Raw genomic sequence first — 18222 nt, 5'->3', positions numbered from 1 at the left:
GAATCCTCTATTTTCAATTAGTGGCGGAAGTATGCCCAAAAGGAGAGTCAAGGATGAGCAACATGTTCACCTGGAAACTGCATGGCGACGGCAAGACGTTGAACCCCGGAGAAGTGGTCGACCCCGATGAGCGCATGACGTGGGGACGCACGGCGGGCATCGGTGCCCAGCACGTCATCGCGATGTTCGGCGCGACGTTCCTGGTTCCGATATTGACGGGCTTCGATCCATCCACGACGTTGTTCTTCACGGCGATGTCGACGGCGTTGTTCCTGTTGATCAATAAAAATGAGCTACCCAGTTATTTGGGTAGCTCATTTGGTTTTATAGCCCCGATCGTCGCGGTCACCACCGCGCACAAGGGCATCGCCGTGGCCAGCTTCGGCATCATGGTCACTGGTATGCTGCTGGCGCTCATCGGCCTGCTGGTGCACTTCGCCGGTGTCAAATGGATCGACATCATCATGCCGCCGGTGGTCAATGGCGCCATCGTCGCCATCATCGGCTTCAACCTCGCCCCGTCGGTGTGGAACAACTTCCAGAAGGCCCCCGACACCGCCGTGGTCACCTTGGCTGCCGTCCTGCTCATCGCGGTGCTTTTCAAAGGCCTGCTTGGCCGCCTGAACATCCTGCTCGGTGTGCTGGTCGGCTACGCCTACGCCTGCCTGCGCGGTCAGGTCGATTTCGCGGCGGTCGGCAAGGCCGCGTGGATCGGTTTCCCGCACTTCCACCTGCCGCAGGCCGATTTCTCGGTGCTGCCCATGTTCATCCCTGTGGTCATGGTCCTGATCGCTGAAAACGTCGGCCATGTCAAGTCCGTCGCGCAGATGACCGGCCGCAACTATGACGACCACATCGGCACCGCCCTGTTCGCCGACGGCCTTGGCACCACCATCGCCGGTTTCGGCGGCGGCTCCGGCACCACCACCTACGGCGAGAACATCGGCGTGATGGCCGCCACCCGCGTCTATTCCACCGCCGCCTACTGGTGCGCCGCGGCCTTTGCCCTGATCCTGAGCCTGTGCCCGAAGTTCGGCGCCATCATTAACACGATTCCCGCCGGTGTGCTCGGCGGCGTGACCACCCTGCTTTACGGCATGATCGGCATGGTCGGCGTGCGCATCTGGGTCGACAACCACGTCGACTTCGGCAAGCCGCTCAACAACATGACCGCCGCCGTGACCATGATCATCGGCATCGCCGACTTCGGCTTCGCCATCTCGGGCGTCAAGTTCAACGGCATCGCCATCGGCACCGTCGCGGTGCTGGTGATCTACCATGGCCTGCGCGCCATCGGTCACGCCACCGGCGCCATCGCCAAGGACGACACGGACTGACAGGTATGATTTCCAAGCCTGAAATGCTGGGATGACCGGTGATTGACGAACAAGGCCGGATGGTGATTGTCATGAGCCATCCGGCCTTGCTGTTGGTGGTCCATTCCGAGGAATGGTTTAATGGATGATCCCCCAATCCTTAACGTCAGGTAAGGCAAATACTGACACCGCGTTGACTGTCCTTTTGTGGGTTTTTAAAGTGGGGGATAAGAACAAACAGGAGGATAGGCCGTGAGCACACACATCATCGTCATGGGCGTTTCCGGATGTGGGAAAACCACCGTGGCCCAGGCGCTCGCCGACAAATTCGGCTTCCAGATGGCCGAAGGCGACGACTTCCATCCCCAGGCCAACGTCGACAAGATGAGCCACGGCATCCCCCTGAACGACGAGGATCGCTGGCCTTGGCTCAAGACCATCAACCAATGGATGCGCAAGCAGGACGCCAAGGGCGTGTCCACTGTCGTCTCCTGTTCCGCGCTGAAACGCGCCTATCGTGATGTATTACGTAAGGACCTGGATGTCCTGTTCATTCATCTGGTGGGTTCCCAGGACTTGATTGGTTCGAGGATGCGGCAGCGCAAAGGCCATTATATGCCGGTCTCTCTGCTTCCCAGCCAGTTTGCGGATTTGGAGTCCCTGCAACCGGGTGAAGAGGGCGTTGAGGTGTCGATTGACGCCTCGCCAGAACATGTTATTGAGGAAGCCGCGAAGGCCGTGAACGCATGGCGGGCATCAATCGCCTCGTGAGGCCCGGGTTTTGATTTTCCCGGCTTGGTGAATCCGGGATTGAGTCATTTTTAGGCCTGGGATGACCAACGCGATGCGGCGGATTTTCGTTTTTCTTTGAGTTTTTAAGACACGGACAAAGTCGTCTATGCATGTGTTGAGGCAATGTTTTGTTTTTCCAGCGGTGAAAGCTTCATCCTGTATCGGAACAAAACGGCATGGAACATTCGCTTTCAAAAATAAAACGTTTTTCTTAAAAATGTCTTTCGGCGTCATCCTGCGGGTTGGAATCTTGTGGGTCGCCGTCAAGATTACCTAGCTAAAATCGATGACCCTGACTCAAGTTGTATGTTAAAAAGAGTATTTAATATTTTTTTGGTAGTTTCTTTTGACAGATTGATATGATGTGATTAATATAGTACATACCAGGTCTGTTCGTGTATATAAGGAGATGGCATGAGCATTCACATTGTCGTGATGGGCGTTTCTGGATGCGGGAAGACTACTGTTTCCGAGGCTATACGGGATCAATTGGGATTCGTCATGGCTGAAGGCGATGATTTCCATTCCCCGGCCAATGTCGAGAAAATGAGCCATGGCATTCCGCTGACTGACGAGGATCGTTGGCCTTGGCTGAAAGCCATCAACGGATGGATCGTCGAACACGAGGGGAAACGGGAGTCGACTGTAGTTTCTTGTTCGGCTCTGAAGCGTTCCTATCGTGATGTGTTACGCAAGAACGTCGATGTCTTTTTCATTCATCTGGTCGGTTCCGAACATCTGATCGCGTCAAGATTGGCTCAGCGCACGGGGCATTACATGCCGACGTCATTGTTGCCGAGTCAGTTTGGCGATCTCGAGCCCCTGGCCGAGGACGAACCGGGCGCCGCTATCTCGATCGATGCCACGCCTGGGGAAGTCGAAAAACGGGCGATCGACCTTATCAAAGGATATGAAGCCGAGAGATTGGGGTCCAATGTTTGAAAATGTGGGCGATGAAGCCGCGTTGAACATGTCGGAATGGTGCCGATCCCATTCCGGTGTTTGAGGCTTTACGCGGTGCGAAAATCGCAGGACGACATGAAAGGAGCGCCAGTGGAGAATTGATTATCGCAATGAATATTCGATTGCAAGAATTCAAAACTGCATAATTATCAATTATTTTTCAAAGGAGAAAACAATGAGCAAATTGAGAACCGCTATCGTCGGTTGCGGCAAGGTAACCGATTTCCATGCCCAAGCGTTCATGAAGCTGGAAAATTCTGAATTCGCGGCCGTTTGCAGCCGCAATATCGACAAGGCACGCGAATACGCGGCCAAATATGGTGTCCACGCTTACGATGATGTGGCTGAGATGGTGGAAAAGGAACACATCGATGTGGTGAGCATCTGCACCCCGCATCCCGCCCACGCCAAGCCCGCGATCGCCGCGATGGAAGCCGGGGCGAATGTACTGATCGAGAAGCCGATGGCCTCCTCGCTGGAAGACTGCGATGCCATCCTCGCCACCTCCGAGAAAACGCACAAGCAGGTCGGTGTGATCTGCCAGCGTCGCTTCTATCGTCCTTGCATGCGCATGAAGCAGGCGATCGACGACGGCAAGATTGGCAAGCCGGTGCTCGGCGCGGTCCGCATGCTGGGCTGGCGCGACAAGGCGTATTACGATAGTGACGACTGGCGTGGAACCTGGGATGGTGAAGGCGGCGGCGTCCTCGTCAACCAGGCCCCGCATCAGCTGGATCTGCTGCTTTGGTACATGGGCGAGGTGGATGAGGTCTATGGCGTATGGCGCAACCTCAACCATCCGTATATCGAGGTCGAGGACACGGCCGTGGCTGTCGTCAAGTTCAAGAACGGCGGATTGGGCAACATCGTCGTCAGCAATTCCCAGAACCCCGCCCTTTACGGCAAGGTCCATGTCTACGGCGAGAACGGTGCCTCGATCGGTGTGCAGACCGACGGCGGCGCGATGTTCATCGCCGGCGTCTCCTCGATCACCGAGCCTCCGTATAACGATCTGTGGACGGTGGAAGGCGAAGCCGACAAGCAGGAGGTCTGGAAGAAGGAAGACAGCGATTTCTTCAACAGCGTCGATTCCATGCGCTATTACCATCGGCTGCAGATCGAGGACTTCCTCAGCGCCGTGGCCAATGGGACCCAGCCTTTGGTCGATGGCTATGAGGGCCGCAGGACGGTGGAGCTGTTCACCGCCATCTATCAGAGCACCAAGAGCGATGAGCCGATCAAGTTCCCGATCCGTACCAATCAGAAGTGAGGAAAGACATGAAAATAGGTTTCAATGAAGCGACCGCAAGGGATTGTTCCGATCTGCAGACCGATCTTGAGTTGGCCGAGAAATATGGTTTCGACGCCATCGAGATCAGGCTCGACATGCTCAGGAACTACCTGAAGGACCATTCGGTCGACGAGCTGGCTGATTTCTTCAAGCACAGCAGGGTTCGTCCTCATGCCATGAACGCCTTGTACATCTATGAGGACCTGTTCACCGACCATGACGACCCGGCTAAGCACCAGGAGGTCATGGATGACTTCCAGCTTGGCTGCGAGACGGCCCAGCGCATTGGCTCCAAGACGTTCATCGTCGTCGCGCCCTTGCACCGCAACCCGGAGGTCGAGGGCATCTACGACACCCCTTGGGAGACGATTTTTGCCAATTGCGTCCGTATCCTCAAGAAGCTCGGCGACATGGCCGCGAAGTACGACGTCAAGCTGTGCCTCGAGTCGGTGGGTCACGAATACAGCTCCATCCGCACCGTCGAACAGGCGTCCGACATCGTCAACGCCGTCGACAAGGACAACGTCGGCTTGGTCTTCGATGCCTGCAACCTCTATCTCTATCACCAACTGCAGGATTTCTCCGTGATGGAGCTGGCGGACCCCAAGAAGGTCTTCGACGTCCATATCAACGATGCGGACGATCGCCCGATGGAAGGGCTCACGCAGACCAACAGGTGCTTCTGCGGAACCGGTGACATCGATCTGCAGGACTTCCTGCGGGTGCTGAAGCGGATCGGCTACAGCGGAGTGGTGTCCATCGAGACGTTCCGTCCCGACTATTGGAAGGAATCGCCGGAATGGGTGTTCTCCCATGCCTATAAGACCACCCGTGACGCGATGGAAAAGGCGGGCGTGGCCGAATAAAGCGCTTCCATTTCGTAAATCCATAAATTCCTATAAGTAAGGAAGGGACATCATGAGTCCTGCAGTATTTCTGATCATTTTGATCATTGCGGTGGTATTGCTGGTATTGTTCACCGTCAAACTGAAAATCAACCCTGTCATGTCGCTGTTCGTCATCGCGCTGTTGCTGGGATTGACGTTGGGTGGCAATCTCGCCGACACAATGGACAAGATCAATAAGTCCTTCGGCTCGACCTTGGGCAGCATCGGCATCACCATCATCTTCGGCGCCATCATCGCGATGGGCATCCAGGATACCGGCGCCGCCACGCAGATCACCAACTTCTTCATCAGGCTTTTCCGTGGCAAGCACCTGGAACTGGCGCCGTCGTCCGCGGCGTTCACGATGACCCTCGCGGTCTTCGGCAACGTCACCGAAGTGCTGACCGCCCCGATCACGGCGATCATCGGCAAGCGCAAGCACATCAGCATGGCGCTTGTCGCCCCGCTGGTCTGCCTCGGCCTCACCGTCACGCACGGTCTGGTCCCGACCCACCCGGGCACTCTGGCTGTCACGGCCCTTTTCGGCGCCGATGTCGGCCAGGTCATGATCTGGGGCATCATCATCAGCCTCATCGCCTTCATCGTCACCTATTTCATCAGCAAGCCGTTCCTTTCCAGGGCTGAATACATTCCCGCGAACCCCCAGTTCGCCAGTGAATATGAAGAGGCCCCGAAAGACGCCACGGTCGAGGAGATGTGCATCAAGGAAGAGGGCGCTCCTTCGACGTTCCTGTCGTTCATGCCGCTGTTGGTCCCGCTGGTGCTCATCGGCGCCGGATCCATCGGCGAGATGTTCTGCAAGAAGGGTTCGTCCACCTACACCTTCTTCAGCTCCATCGGCAACACCACTTTCGCCCTGTTCGTCGGCGTCATCCTGGTGGCGCTGCTGATCATCGGACGTAAGTCGACGGTGCTGAAGAACGCGCAGAAGGATGATTCCAGTCTGACCGACAAGTCCTCCACCCTGGAGATCTCCATGAACAGCTGGGTCAAGCGCGCCATGAAGATCTCGATCGACACCCTGATCATGATCGGCATGGGCGGCGCTTTGGGCGGCATCCTTCAGGACAACGCCGTGGTCAAGCAGCTTGGTCAGATGATCGTCCGCATGCACATCCCGGCCATCATCATCCCGTTCGTCCTGGCCGCCGTCATCATGGGCGCGACCGGTTCGATGACCATCGCCGTCATGATCTCCGCATCGCTCATCAACCCGATGATGGGTGCGCTCGCCTTGTCGCCGATCGTGGCCACCTTGGCCATCTGCGCCGGCTCCATGGTGCTGTGGCACGTCAACTGCAGCGGTTTCTGGATGATGACCTCGCTGTTCAACCTCAACACCAAGCAGGGGTTGAAGTATCTGACGACGGTCAACGCCCTTGGCGGCATCGTCTCTTTCATCGCGCTGTGCATCTTCAACGCGTTGGGCGTCATCGCCTGATTCGCAACCGGCCTCCGTATTGGTTCCAAGGTTCGCGCCCGAGCTGTTCGGACATGAACCGTAAGAGGCCGGGATGAAAAGGTAAAAGGGTGCTGTTCTCTGATTTGGAGGACAGCACCCTTTATGTTTGAGGCGTAGGCAGGCATTACCGTAAGCGCGGATGGCGTTCACTGCGCCAAAAGACAGTTATGCGAATGTCTATGGGGTTTCGCCTGCTTTTGAAGGATTCACGCGCTTTCTGTCGTGGTGCGCACCTCGTCGACGATAAGGGTCATGGCCTTTTTGGCTTTTTCGGCGTCGCCTTTCCATATCGCGTCGGCGACCTCGTCATGCGCGTCCAAGGCCTCCGGCCTTGGTTTTGACGGATAAAGACCTTGTTCCACGCGGCTGGCCAGCACGATATTGACCAGAGGCGAGAGGGCTGAGAACAATTCGTTGCCGCTGCTGGTGAGCACCTCGTCATGGAAGCGGATATCGAGTTTGTGGAATTCCTCGAGATTGCCGGATTCCCCGTCTTTCCTCAGCTGCATGGCCATGACCGGCATCAGGGCCTTGGTCTCGAGTGGGGCTTTCAACGCGGCGTCCGCCGCCGCGAACGGTTCCACGGCCAGACGCAGCTCGGTCAGGGTCAGCAGCTGCTGCTTGCGATAGCTGGAATGGAGTTTCCATTGCATGACCTGTGTGTCGAGCGAAAGCCAGTTGTCAAGATCCTGGGCGATGAGCCCGACGCGCTTTTTGATGACGACAGCGTGCGCCGATTCCAGTGTATGCGCTACTTCCCGGGCCACGGTACGCGAAATGGAGAACTTCTGCTGGATGTCGTTGAGGGTGATGTTCGTGCCGGGTTTCCAACGGCCTTCTATGATGTCCACGGCGAGTTGCTCCGCGATTGCATAGTGCATAGGGGCGGAGTTTTTCGCGGTTGCGAGGGTTGCGTCCGAAGAACGTGCGTCATCGGGTTTATGCTTTTTGTCTGAATGTGTTTTTGCCAGCAATGGAGTCGTTTTCTTGAATCTGAGAAGAGGAGCAGAAACTGAAATAGAGTCCTCTGATTTCGTGCACATGCCTTTAGCGTAGCAAAAACCTACGGAAAAGCTAATTTAATCGAATAAAAATTGGAAAATAACCGAATTAGGAGTCATTGATAATAATAAAATATTATCTTTGCCTTCATGAGCGTTCCAATCAATAGAGGGTTATCTCTTCCATGGGAATGATTCGATCAGCGTGATGGCTTTGGATGTATGGACAAGCCCACCTTTCAAAGGCTTCAGAATAATTGCTATTTGCGCCGGATCAGGCTGTCGATGATGCCGATGACGATGCCTGTGGTTGCGGGGATGAGCCAAGTGAGTTGGGCGTTATAAAGTGGTAGGGCGGCCAAAGCGTTGCTCACCGATGTCACCGAAAGCCCGAAAACAGCCAGCAGTTTGACGATGCAGTCGAAGATGGTGAATATGGCCACCAACAGCACCGTCCAGAAGTAGACGCGCGGGAACTTGGACGAGAAGGGCTTTTGCACGAGATTGAGCAATACCAGGACGATGGCCATCGGATAGAGCGCGCCAAGCACCGGCAACGAGACGGTGATGATGGCGCTCAGGCCGGCGTTCGAGACGATGAAACTGAACACGGCGAAGAACACGCTCCATGCGCGGTATCTGACCGGATGGCCAAAGACGGTGGGGAATGTCTCTTCGAAATAGGTCGCGCAGGTCGAGATGAGCCCGGTGCATACGTTGAAGCAGGCCAGTATGAAGATGAGGCCGACGAAGGCGGTGCCGATGGAACCAAAGGCCGAAGTGGTGAGATTGGTCAGCACCGTGGCTCCGGTGTCGTTCTTGCCGTTGGCGGATTTGATGGTTCCGCTCACCGCACCGATGAAGGAAAGCGCGGCGTAGATGAGGATCAGCAGGATGCCCGCGCCGGTTCCCGCGATGCCGGTCTCGCGGCGGTTGGCCTTGGTGTCGGTGACGCCGAATTCCGAAATGTTCGCGGAGATGACGATGCCGAAGTACAAGGCGGCAAGCAGGTCCATGGTCTGGTAGCCATTGATGAACCCATATACCAGCGAACCATGCGCGTATTCGCCGAACGGCTTGCCGAGCGGGGCATGGTTGATGAAGATGCAGGCGACGAACATGACGGCGATGAGCACCAAGAGCAGCGGCCCCATGAAGCGTCCCAGCGATTTGGAGAGCTTCTCGGGGTGCTGGCTCAGGATGAACGACAACGTGAAGAAGACCAGTGAGTAAATGAGCAGCGCCAAGCGGTTGTTCTCGCCGACAAACGGTGTGATGGCCATCTCATAGGAGGTGGTGGCCGTGCGTGGGATGGCGAAGCAGGGGCCGATGGCCATGATGATGACGAATGCCAGGACGGCTGCGAACTTGGGGGAGACGCGTGAGGCGAGGTGTTCGAAGCCACCCGCCGAGGCGACGGCCAGCACGCCGAGGATCGGCAGGCCCACGGCCGAGACGATGAACCCGATGGTGGCAGGCAGCGCCGCGGATTGCGCCTGGGCGCCCATCAGCGGCGGGAAGATGAGGTTGCCGGCCCCGAAGAACATGGAGAAGAACGTGAACGCGGTGACCAGCCGGTGCTTGCCCGAAAGCCGTTGCGCCTTGCCTTCCACCGACGCGTGATTGTTGTCGTTGACGACACCTTGGCGTTGTGCGCCGTTCGTGGTCGTCCCAGTGGCGTCATCGGCCTTCGCCGCGCCTGGTTCCGTGATGTTTTCCATGTTTCCTCCGGTATTGAGATTGCGGCGATTGTGTCGACGCACGACCTTCAATGCTGACCACTATAAGGAGAAGGACGGTCAAGTTGGTCTTGTCTAATTTCACGGTTCTCGATGATTTTGATTATCGCTGGTTTACCGGCTTCGCTCAAAGGTGACGGGCGACACCTTTCGCTACGATTGAGGCATGTCTTTCTTCGACTTTTTCGGCGGGTTCCCGGACCCGCGCAATGGCTCCAACCGTTACCGCCAGAACGACGATGACGATGACCCTAAAATTCTGCACATCCATACCGATGGCGACGACGACGGCCATGCCGGCCGCAAGCGCACGAACTTCAAAACGAGTGATTTCTGGCCGCCGCGCAACGGCAACCCGCGCCTGACGCGTCGTGCGAGCTATCAGCCGAAGCCGGCCTCCAAGGGCACGAAGGTCTTCATCGGCGTGGTTGTGGTCGTGGTGCTGGTCCTGGCCTTGCTCTTCGGGCTCGATCACTTCGTCACGGATCTGATGTGGTACGGCCAGCTGGGCTTCCAGTCGGTCGTCTGGACGCAGTTGTGGACGAAGATCGGTTTATGGGCTGCGTTCGCCGTGTTGATGGCTTTGGTCAGCTACTTCGCCGCGACCATGGCCATCCGCAAGCGCCCGGATTCCGCGGACGGCTCCACCATCCGCGTCAAAGGCGATGTCGTCGAGGTCGGCAAGTCGGTGAGCTCCAAGTCCGCCAGGAAAGTGGCCGTGATCGTCTCGCTGGTCGTCGGCCTGATCTTCGGCTTCCAGTTCAACTCGAACTGGTCCGAGGTCCTGCTGATGTTCCACGCCCAGCCGTTCGGCATCAAGGATCCCCAGTTCGGCATCGACAATGGCTTCTATGTGTTCATCCTTCCCGGACTGAGCTTCATGCTCTCGGCGTTGAGGATGCTCCTGTTCTTCGGCCTGCTCTTCTGCGTGGTCACGCATTTCGCCATGGGCGGCATCCGCATCACCATGCCGGTCAATGGACATGGCATCATGACGATGACCAAGTACGCGCGTCGCCAGATCAGCGTCTGGTTCATCCTCAACATGCTCGCGTGGTCGGCCCGTCAGGTCCTCGGCGTTTTCGACACGCTCACCCAGAGCGGGAACCGGTTCACCGGCGCCGATTACACCACGGTGCACGCCGGCGTTCCCGTCACCTTCATCCTTGCCGCTTTGACCGCGATCCTTGGCGTGTTGCTGGGCGTCTGGCTCATGCGTTCGCATTCGTTCGACGGGCCGGCCTCGCCGGACACCCGCGTCGTCGCGGCCGTCAAGGCGTGGCGTGTGCCGATGATCGCCATCGCCGCGGTTCTGGTCGTGGCCATCGTGCTCGGCATGCTCTGGCCGTTGCTTTTGCAGCGCTTCAAGGTCAGCCCCAACGAGCAGGAGATGGAGTCGAGCTATATCGCCCGCAACATCAAAGCGACCCAGCAGGCCTACGGACTCGACAAGGTCAAGGTCGGCGGCTACAACGCCACCACCGAAGGCAAGTCCGGAGCCTTGGCCAGCGACCCGGAGACCACCGCGCAGATTCGTCTGCTCGATCCTCTGATCACCTCGCCCACGTTCAAGCAGTTGCAGCAGTCCAAACAGTATTACACTTTCGCGGATTCGCTCGCGGTCGACAAATACGACATCAACGGCAAGAGCCAGGACACGGTGATCGCCGCCCGCGAGTTGAACCTCGACGGCAACGACAACCGCAACTGGGTCAACGACCACACCGTGTATACCCACGGCTATGGCATTGTGGCGGCCTATGGCAACAAGGTGACCAGCGATGGCAACCCGGAGTTCTTCGAATCCGGCATCCCGACCCAAGGCAAGCTGACCGACACGCAGCACTACGAGCCGCGCATCTACTTCTCGCCGAACTCGCCGGAGTACTCCATCGTCGGCTCGCCCAAGGGCACCTCGCCTTGGGAGTTCGACTATCCGAAGGGTTCCACCGGCGCCTCCAACACCTTTGAGGGCAACGGCGGGCCGAAGGTCGGCAACATGCTGACCCGTCTGCTCTACGCCATCCGCTTCGGCAGCGACCAGATCTTCTTCTCCGACCGTGTCACCTCCGATTCGCAGATCCTCTACGACCGCAGCCCGCGCGACCGCGTCGCCAAGGTTGCCCCGTACCTGACGCTCGATGGACGTGTCTATCCTGCCGTGGTCAATGGCCGTGTGAAGTGGATCGTCGATGGCTACACCACCTCCGCCGCCTACCCGTATTCGCAGACCACGGACCTCGGAGTGGCCACACAGGATTCGACCACGATCTCCTCGAACACCATTCAGGGGCTCAATTCGCAACCGGCCAACTACATCCGCAATTCGGTGAAGGCCACGGTCGACGCCTACGACGGTTCGGTGAACCTTTATACTTGGGACACGCAGGATCCGGTCATCAAGGCCTGGCAGAAGATCTTCCCGGGCCAGTACCACCCAATCTCCGACATCTCCGGCCAGCTGATGAGCCACATGCGTTACCCGGAAAGCCTCTTCAAGGTGCAGCGCCAGCTGCTGACCAAGTACCACGTCACCAGCCCGGGCCAGTTCTTCTCGGGCGAGGACTTCTGGCAGACCCCGGTCGACCCGACCGAGTCCAAGGACGCCCAGAGCCGCGACGTGCTGCAGCCGCCGTACTACCTGACGTTGAAGACCGGTGGCTCCAAGAAGCCGCTCTTCTCGCTGACCTCGACCTTCATCCCAGCGGGCGACCCGAACTCGACCCGTGAGATTCTTACTGGTTTCCTCTCGGTCGACTCGGATGCAGGAAACACCAAGGGCAAGGTCGGGCCGAACTACGGCACCCTGCGATTGCAGGAGCTGCCGAAGGATGCCAACGTACCCGGCCCAGGCCAGGCGCAGAACAACTTCAACTCGAACGCGGACGTCTCCAAGGAGCTCAACCTCCTTGAATCCGGCTCCACCAAGGTGGTGCGCGGCAACCTGCTCACCCTGCCTTTGGGCGGCGGGCTGGTCTACGTCGAGCCTGTTTACGTCAAGTCCAGCGGCGCCACGAGCTTCCCGCTGTTGAAGAAGGTCCTCGTGGCCTTCGGCGACCAAGTGGGCTTCGCGGACACCTTGGACGAGGCGCTTGATCAGGTCTTCGGCGGCGATTCCGGCGCCTCGGCGGGCGACGCCGAGAACAAGGGCGGCGCCGCGGCCAGCGGTTCCTTGTCTGGAAGCTCCACGACCCAAGGCGACAATTCCGGCAAGGCCAATGGGCAAGCCGGCACGTCCAACCAATCCGGCGCCGCCGCCAACAATCCAGACCTGAAGGACGCCCTCAACAAGGCGGGCCAGGCTATGAAGGATTCCGACGCCGCCATGAAGAAGGGCGATTGGGCCGCTTACGGCAAGGCTCAGCAGGACCTCAGCGACCAGTTGAACCGTGCCCTGCAATTGGAGGGCCAGCAGTAATAAGCCGATTGGGCTGGGATAACGGCGTTATATGAACGCGACATTTCGTTTGTTGTTCATATAGCGCCGTTATCATATTTCATCAGTAAGTTCTGGACCGTTTTTTTCAACGGCTTCAAATAGTTTTGGATAGAGGCAATGATGATTCGAGCGGCGTTGGATGGTGATTTACAGGCGATCACCGACATCTACAACGAAGCCGTCGTAGCCGGCGGATCGACGGCCGATCTGACCCCACGCAGGCTCGAACAGCGAAGTCAATGGGTGTCGGAGCACGAGCCGCGCCGTGATTTTCCTGTAGTGGTCATGGAAGACGAAAACGGGGAGATCGTCGGCTTCGGCTCCCTGTCGCGTTTTCATCCACGCGCCGGCTATGACGGGGTGGTGGAGTTGAGCTATTACATCGCCAACGCCGCGCAGCGTCAGGGCTACGGTACCCAGATGGTGTCATGGCTGCTCGCCAAGGCCAAGGAACTCGGCGACCGCAAGGCCATTGCGCTGATTTTCGCCAGCAACACCGGCTCCATCGCTCTGATGAAGCATTTCGGTTTCACCCGCTACGGTTTCCTTCCCAAGGCTTGCTGGAACGGTCATGACTATCTTGATATGTCTTACTGGTATTTGGATTTGTAATACCTACATTCGATGTGTTTGCAGGTGTGTTCGTGTTTGGTGTAGTCAAGAGTCGGTTGGAATCGGTATCATGAAGAGCAGATAACCGCGTTTCGGTGTGTTTTGCTATGCCCGGATACAGGCGGTTTGCGTTGATGAGACTTGATATATGGCTTGTATATCGCGGACGAAAAGGAACAAAGCAAGAGATGGCATCACAATTCTGGCTGATCGCGGGACTCGGGAACCCTGGCAAGAAGTACGAGGGCACCCGCCACAACATGGGGTTCATGGCCGCCGACGTGCTGGCGGAGCGCTGGTCGGTGTCCTTTGGCGATCACAAGGGATTGGCCGAATTGGGCAAAGGCGTGATGAACCTCAGCGGCAAAAGCGTGAAGTTCTTCCTCGCCAAGCCGTTGACCTATATGAACGATTCCGGAGACGCCGTTTCGTCGATTTCGGAGTATTACGATATCGACCCCAGCAAGGTCATCGCCATCCATGATGATATGGACCTCGATTTCGGCCGCATCAAGGTCAAAGCAGGCGGCTCGGCAGGCGGACACAACGGCATCCGTTCCATTGACAAGTCGCTGGGCACCAACAAGTATTCACGCGTTCGCATGGGCACCGGCCACGCCGCCCGTGGGCCGCACGCCCACGAGAACACGGTCAACTGGGTGCTTGGCGGCTTCTCCGCGTCCCAGCGCAAGGAGCTGCCCGAATTCCTCGCCGACGGCGCCGACGCGGTGGAGACCATCATGTTCGAAGGCATGAGCGAGGCACAGGAGCGGTTCAATGGCCGCTGAAGCGAAGGGCCAAAGCCGTGGTGATGATAAACGTCATGTCGGTAAAACCAAGCAATCAGACAAGGGCAAAGTAAATACGTCAACTTTGAAAACCATAAAAGGCAGCGTCAAAAGCTCTCAACGACACTGTAATACGTCTGTATCAGAAAAGCCGGTATCGTCTGGCAAAGATTCCAATGAACGCGCAGATGTTTCTTCGGCAAGGCTGCCAGATCAGGCTGTGAAAGGTACCGATGACCATGCCGCGCAGGATATGTCCGGCTCACTTGCCGGATTCCTGCCGCGTCTTGATGATGACGGGGCGTTCCGAGACTTGCTTGCCGGTGAGATCGAAGCTCCGGAGGGTGCTGCCGATCAGGCGCTGACTGTCGGTGCTCCAGAAGGCATACGGCCGGCGCTCGCGGCCGCGCGTGCACAATATTCCTCAGTGGTGATGGTGGTGTCTTCGAGCCGTGAAGCTGAGGAAACCGTCAACTCGATTCGTTCGTGGTATGGGGGAGATCCCAATGAAGTGAGCCAGCTCGAGGCTTGGGAGACGTTGCCTCACGAACGCCTTTCGCCGCGTGCTGACACGGTGGCCAGCCGCATGGCTGTATTCCGTAGGCTTTGCCATCCCCAAGAGCACAGCGAGATGTTCGGCCCGATTCGCATTCTGGTGATGCCGGTGCGTTCGCTGATTCAGCCGGTGGTGGCCGGGTTGGGCGACGTGGAACCGTTGGTGTTCAAAGTCGGCAGCGAGATTCCGCTGGACGAGGTCTCTGCGCGACTGGTGGAGAACGCCTATACCCGCGTCGATCTGGTCGTCAACCGCGGTGAGTTCGCAGTGCGTGGCGGTATCGTTGATGTCTTCCCGCCGACCTTGCCGCATCCAGTGCGTATCGAATTCTTCGGCGACGAAATCGACACCATTAAGGAATTCCACGCCTCCGACCAGCGCACCTACGGCGACGGCATCGATATCGTCTGGGCCACGCCCTGCCGTGAACTCCAGCTGACCGACAAGGTGCGTGCCCGTGCCAAATCGCTGATCGGCCGCATTCCCAACGCCGATGACATGTTGCAATCTATCGCTGATTCCATCCCCGTGGAAGGCATGGAATCGCTGATTCCCGCACTGATCGACGATATGCAGCCGGTGTCCACGATGCTGCCCCGCGACGCGGTCATCATGCTTTCCGATCCTGAAAAACTGCGTCGCGCCGCGGCCGACCTCGCCAAAACTGCCAACGAGTTCCTCGCCGCGAGCTGGCATGTGGCCGCCAGCGGTCATGGAGCCGGTGCGCCCATCAGCTTCGACCAAGCGAGTTTCCTCGATTTCGATGAGACCATCCGGTCGCTGGAATTCTCCAACCACGACGTCTGGCGATTGACCAGCTTTGGTGTTGACAAGGCTCTGTCCGGTCACGTCCAGCTCGACGCGAAAGTTCCCGAGGAGTATCGTGGCGACGAAAAACGTGCGACCACCGGTGTCGAAGGCCTGATAGACGACGGTTTCGAAGTCACCATCACGGCTGCGGCCAACGGGACATTATCCCGCCTGAAGCGTGCGCTCGGCCAGACCGGCGTAACCAGATTCGACACCGTGCGCTCGCAGGCGATGGACGGTTTCATCGATTCCGCCGCAAAATTCGCTTTGCTCACCGAACGTGACCTGACCGGCAAGACCAGCGCTGTCGCCCAGCAGAAGACTTCGCGTCGCCGTCACAAGGCCATCGACCTGATGGAGCTCAAGGCCGGTGATTACATCGTCCACGAGCAGCACGGCATCGGCCAGTTTGTCGAAATGCGCCAGCGCACCACCGGAGTCGGAGCCAACCGTGCCACCCGTGAATATCTGGTCATCGAATATGCGCCTTCCAAACGCAACGCGCCTCCGGACAAACTGTTCATTCCCACCGACCAGCTCGACCAGGTCTCCAAATACATCGGTGCCGACAAGCCGAAGCTCAACAAGCTCGGCGGCTCCGACTGGGCGCAGACCAAGGCCAAGGCTCGCAAGCACGTCCATGAGATCGCCGACGATTTGGTCAAGCTCTATTCCGCGCGCCAACAGGCTAAAGGCTTCGCATTCAGCCCAGACACCCCATGGCAGAAGGAGCTCGAGGATTCCTTCCCGTATCAGGAGACGGCCGACCAGCTCACCACCATCGACGAGGTCAAGGCCGACATGGAGAAGCCCGTGCCGATGGATCGCCTGATTTGTGGCGACGTCGGTTTCGGCAAAACGGAAATCGCCGTGCATGCCGCGTTCAAGGCCGTGCAGGATGGCAAACAGGTCGCCATCCTCGCCCCAACCACGCTTCTGGTGCAGCAGCACTTTGAGACGTTCACCGAGCGGTACGAAAATTTCCCGGTCACCGTGGCGGCGATGAGCCGATTCCAGAGCAAAAAGGAGATCGACGAAACGCTCAAGGGGCTGGAATCCGGCAAGGTGGATGTTGTCATCGGCACCCACAAGCTCCTGAACCCGAAAATCAAGTTCAAGGATTTGGGTCTTCTCATTATCGACGAGGAGCAGCGTTTCGGCGTCGAGCACAAGGAGACGCTGAAGGCACTGCGTACCAACATCGACGTGCTTTCGCTTTCCGCCACGCCAATCCCGAGAACGCTGGAAATGGCAGTCACCGGCATCCGTGAGATGTCGACGCTGGCCACGCCTCCCGAAGACCGTCTGCCGGTGCTCACCTACGTCGGCGCCTACGAGGACGCGCAGGTCACCGCCGCGATTCGGCGCGAGCTTCTGCGCGGCGGCCAGGTCTTCTACGTCCACAACCGCGTCAACGACATCGACAAGGTCGCCGCCAAGATTCACGAACTCGTCCCGGAGGCGCGTATCGGCATCGCCCATGGCAAGATGGGGGAGAAGCAGCTCGACAACATCATCCAGGACTTTTGGCACCGCGATATTGACGTGCTCGTTTGTACTACAATCATCGAGACCGGCCTCGATATCACCAACGCCAACACGCTGATCGTCGACCACGCCGACCGTTTTGGCTTGAGCCAGCTTCACCAGCTGCGAGGCCGTGTCGGTCGTGGCCGCGAACGCGCCTACGCCTACTTCCTCTACGACCCAAGCAAGCCCATGACCCAGCAGTCGCACGACCGACTGGCCACCATCGCGCAGAACACGGCGCTTGGTTCCGGCTTCGACGTAGCGATGAAAGACCTGGAGCTGCGTGGAACTGGCAACCTCTTGGGCGGCGAGCAAAGCGGCCACATCGAGGGCGTCGGCTTCGACCTCTACGTGCGCATGGTCTCCGATGCTGTCGAGAAATACAAGGAACCGGAACGCAAGGAATCCGTCGCCGTCACCATCGATTTGCCCATCGAGGCGTCGATTCCGGTCGACTACATCGATTCGGACAAGCTGCGTCTCGAGGCCTACCGCAAGCTGGCCAGTGCCCGAAGCGAAGGGGATCTTGCCGATTTGCGCGAGGAGCTTACCGACCGTTACGGCCCGCTGCCTGAGGAGTTCGACACGCTTTTCGATGTCGCCCGTCTTCGCAGCAAGGCTCGTGCGCTCGGTATTTCCGAAATCGTCACGCAAGGCAATCGTGTGCGCATTTCCAAGATTGACCCGCCGGAATCCCTGCAGATGCGACTTTCCCGGATTTACAAGGGCACGCAATACCGTCCGGTCACCCACACGCTCCTTATCCCCGCGCCGTTCGGCGGCTCGATGGGCAGCAAGCCGATGACCAGCCCCGAAGTTATGGGCTGGGCCGACCAGTTGCTTGAGGACCTTGCGTGGACGGGCAGGCCCAAACAGGGCTGAGCACGCTGATGGCTGGTGTGGAGCATCTAAAAGACAAGGCTTATCAAGACAATCACAACAAATAAAAGCGACTTGTCGAATACTTGCAATTGACTGGAAACAAGAACTGTTAACGCTCACAATATTTGTCTTG

At 58.0% G+C, this 18222-nt stretch carries 13 protein-coding genes; 10 read left to right on the top strand and 3 right to left on the bottom strand.

Annotated features, from left to right (window positions below):
* Positions 1-53 precede the first annotated feature (53 nt).
* A complete protein-coding gene (locus OZX73_RS05815; protein ID WP_277148434.1) occupies positions 54-1337 on the top strand; it encodes a solute carrier family 23 protein in 1284 nt (427 codons plus the stop codon).
* Between the two features lie 231 nt (positions 1338-1568).
* Positions 1569-2087, top strand: coding sequence for a gluconokinase (locus OZX73_RS05810; RefSeq protein ID WP_277148432.1), 519 nt, complete (start codon positions 1569-1571; stop codon positions 2085-2087).
* On the opposite strand, the gene OZX73_RS05805 is transcribed toward OZX73_RS05810, so the two are convergent.
* The gene (locus tag OZX73_RS05805; protein WP_277148430.1) at positions 2073-2342 is read right to left on the bottom strand and encodes a hypothetical protein; all 270 of its coding nucleotides are present in this window, start codon (positions 2340-2342) and stop codon (positions 2073-2075) included. The genes OZX73_RS05810 and OZX73_RS05805 overlap by 15 nt on opposite strands.
* A 180-nt stretch (positions 2343-2522) precedes the next feature.
* Here OZX73_RS05805 and OZX73_RS05800 point away from each other — a divergent pair, with 180 nt between their 5' ends.
* The 4 genes from OZX73_RS05800 (at position 2523) to OZX73_RS05785 (ending at position 6711) form a co-directional block, all read left to right on the top strand.
* Positions 2523-3050, top strand: coding sequence for a gluconokinase (locus OZX73_RS05800; protein WP_277148428.1), 528 nt, complete (start codon positions 2523-2525; stop codon positions 3048-3050).
* 196 nt (positions 3051-3246) lie between these two features.
* A complete protein-coding gene (locus OZX73_RS05795; protein ID WP_277148427.1) occupies positions 3247-4341 on the top strand; it encodes a Gfo/Idh/MocA family oxidoreductase in 1095 nt (364 codons plus the stop codon).
* A gap of 8 nt (positions 4342-4349) precedes the next feature.
* Positions 4350-5228 carry a sugar phosphate isomerase/epimerase family protein gene (locus OZX73_RS05790; RefSeq protein WP_277148424.1) on the top strand — a complete coding sequence of 293 codons (879 nt, stop codon included), beginning with the start codon at positions 4350-4352 and terminating at the stop codon, positions 5226-5228.
* Between the two features lie 52 nt (positions 5229-5280).
* A complete protein-coding gene (locus OZX73_RS05785) occupies positions 5281-6711 on the top strand; it encodes an SLC13 family permease (RefSeq protein ID WP_277148423.1) in 1431 nt (476 codons plus the stop codon).
* 227 nt (positions 6712-6938) lie between these two features.
* Here OZX73_RS05785 and OZX73_RS05780 read toward each other — a convergent pair whose 3' ends face one another.
* The gene (locus OZX73_RS05780; RefSeq protein ID WP_277148421.1) at positions 6939-7613 is read right to left on the bottom strand and encodes an FCD domain-containing protein; all 675 of its coding nucleotides are present in this window, start codon (positions 7611-7613) and stop codon (positions 6939-6941) included.
* A gap of 380 nt (positions 7614-7993) precedes the next feature.
* A complete protein-coding gene (gene brnQ, locus OZX73_RS05775; RefSeq protein ID WP_277148419.1) occupies positions 7994-9454 on the bottom strand; it encodes a branched-chain amino acid transport system II carrier protein in 1461 nt (486 codons plus the stop codon).
* A 184-nt stretch (positions 9455-9638) separates the two neighbouring features.
* Here brnQ and OZX73_RS05770 point away from each other — a divergent pair, with 184 nt between their 5' ends.
* From OZX73_RS05770 to mfd, 4 genes are all read left to right on the top strand, one after another.
* On the top strand, positions 9639-12890 hold the full coding sequence (locus tag OZX73_RS05770; RefSeq protein ID WP_277148417.1) for a UPF0182 family protein: 3252 nt from the start codon (positions 9639-9641) through the stop codon (positions 12888-12890).
* A gap of 138 nt (positions 12891-13028) precedes the next feature.
* Entirely contained in the window at positions 13029-13523 is a 495-nt protein-coding gene (locus OZX73_RS05765; RefSeq protein ID WP_277148415.1) for a GNAT family N-acetyltransferase, read from the top strand.
* A 188-nt stretch (positions 13524-13711) separates the two neighbouring features.
* Positions 13712-14311: an aminoacyl-tRNA hydrolase gene (gene pth, locus OZX73_RS05760; RefSeq protein WP_277148413.1), complete on the top strand. Its 600-nt coding sequence runs from the start codon at positions 13712-13714 to the stop codon at positions 14309-14311.
* Between the two features lie 253 nt (positions 14312-14564).
* Entirely contained in the window at positions 14565-18089 is a 3525-nt protein-coding gene (gene mfd, locus OZX73_RS05755; protein WP_277150940.1) for a transcription-repair coupling factor, read from the top strand.
* Positions 18090-18222: the final 133 nt, after the last annotated feature.

This window comes from Bifidobacterium sp. ESL0775 (genome assembly GCF_029395475.1).
In the GTDB taxonomy this organism is placed as follows: domain Bacteria; phylum Actinomycetota; class Actinomycetes; order Actinomycetales; family Bifidobacteriaceae; genus Bifidobacterium.
The sequence above is the reverse complement of the archived record's forward strand: the minus strand, read 5'-3'. Positions and strand labels throughout refer to the sequence as shown.

What these genes read in the sequence shown, in the direction of transcription:
- OZX73_RS05800 (WP_277148428.1), top strand. Translation starts at nt 2,523, where the DNA reads ATGAGCATTCACATTGTCGTGATGGGCGTTTCTGGATGCGGGAAGACT.
- mfd (WP_277150940.1), top strand. Translation starts at nt 14,565, where the DNA reads ATGTCCGGCTCACTTGCCGGATTCCTGCCGCGTCTTGATGATGACGGG.
- OZX73_RS05785 (WP_277148423.1), top strand. Translation starts at nt 5,281, where the DNA reads ATGAGTCCTGCAGTATTTCTGATCATTTTGATCATTGCGGTGGTATTG.
- OZX73_RS05780 (WP_277148421.1), bottom strand. Translation starts at nt 7,613, where the DNA reads ATGCACTATGCAATCGCGGAGCAACTCGCCGTGGACATCATAGAAGGC.
- OZX73_RS05765 (WP_277148415.1), top strand. Translation starts at nt 13,029, where the DNA reads ATGATGATTCGAGCGGCGTTGGATGGTGATTTACAGGCGATCACCGAC.
- OZX73_RS05790 (WP_277148424.1), top strand. Translation starts at nt 4,350, where the DNA reads ATGAAAATAGGTTTCAATGAAGCGACCGCAAGGGATTGTTCCGATCTG.
- OZX73_RS05815 (WP_277148434.1), top strand. Translation starts at nt 54, where the DNA reads ATGAGCAACATGTTCACCTGGAAACTGCATGGCGACGGCAAGACGTTG.
- OZX73_RS05795 (WP_277148427.1), top strand. Translation starts at nt 3,247, where the DNA reads ATGAGCAAATTGAGAACCGCTATCGTCGGTTGCGGCAAGGTAACCGAT.
- brnQ (WP_277148419.1), bottom strand. Translation starts at nt 9,454, where the DNA reads ATGGAAAACATCACGGAACCAGGCGCGGCGAAGGCCGATGACGCCACT.
- OZX73_RS05770 (WP_277148417.1), top strand. Translation starts at nt 9,639, where the DNA reads ATGTCTTTCTTCGACTTTTTCGGCGGGTTCCCGGACCCGCGCAATGGC.
- pth (WP_277148413.1), top strand. Translation starts at nt 13,712, where the DNA reads ATGGCATCACAATTCTGGCTGATCGCGGGACTCGGGAACCCTGGCAAG.
- OZX73_RS05805 (WP_277148430.1), bottom strand. Translation starts at nt 2,342, where the DNA reads ATGACGCCGAAAGACATTTTTAAGAAAAACGTTTTATTTTTGAAAGCG.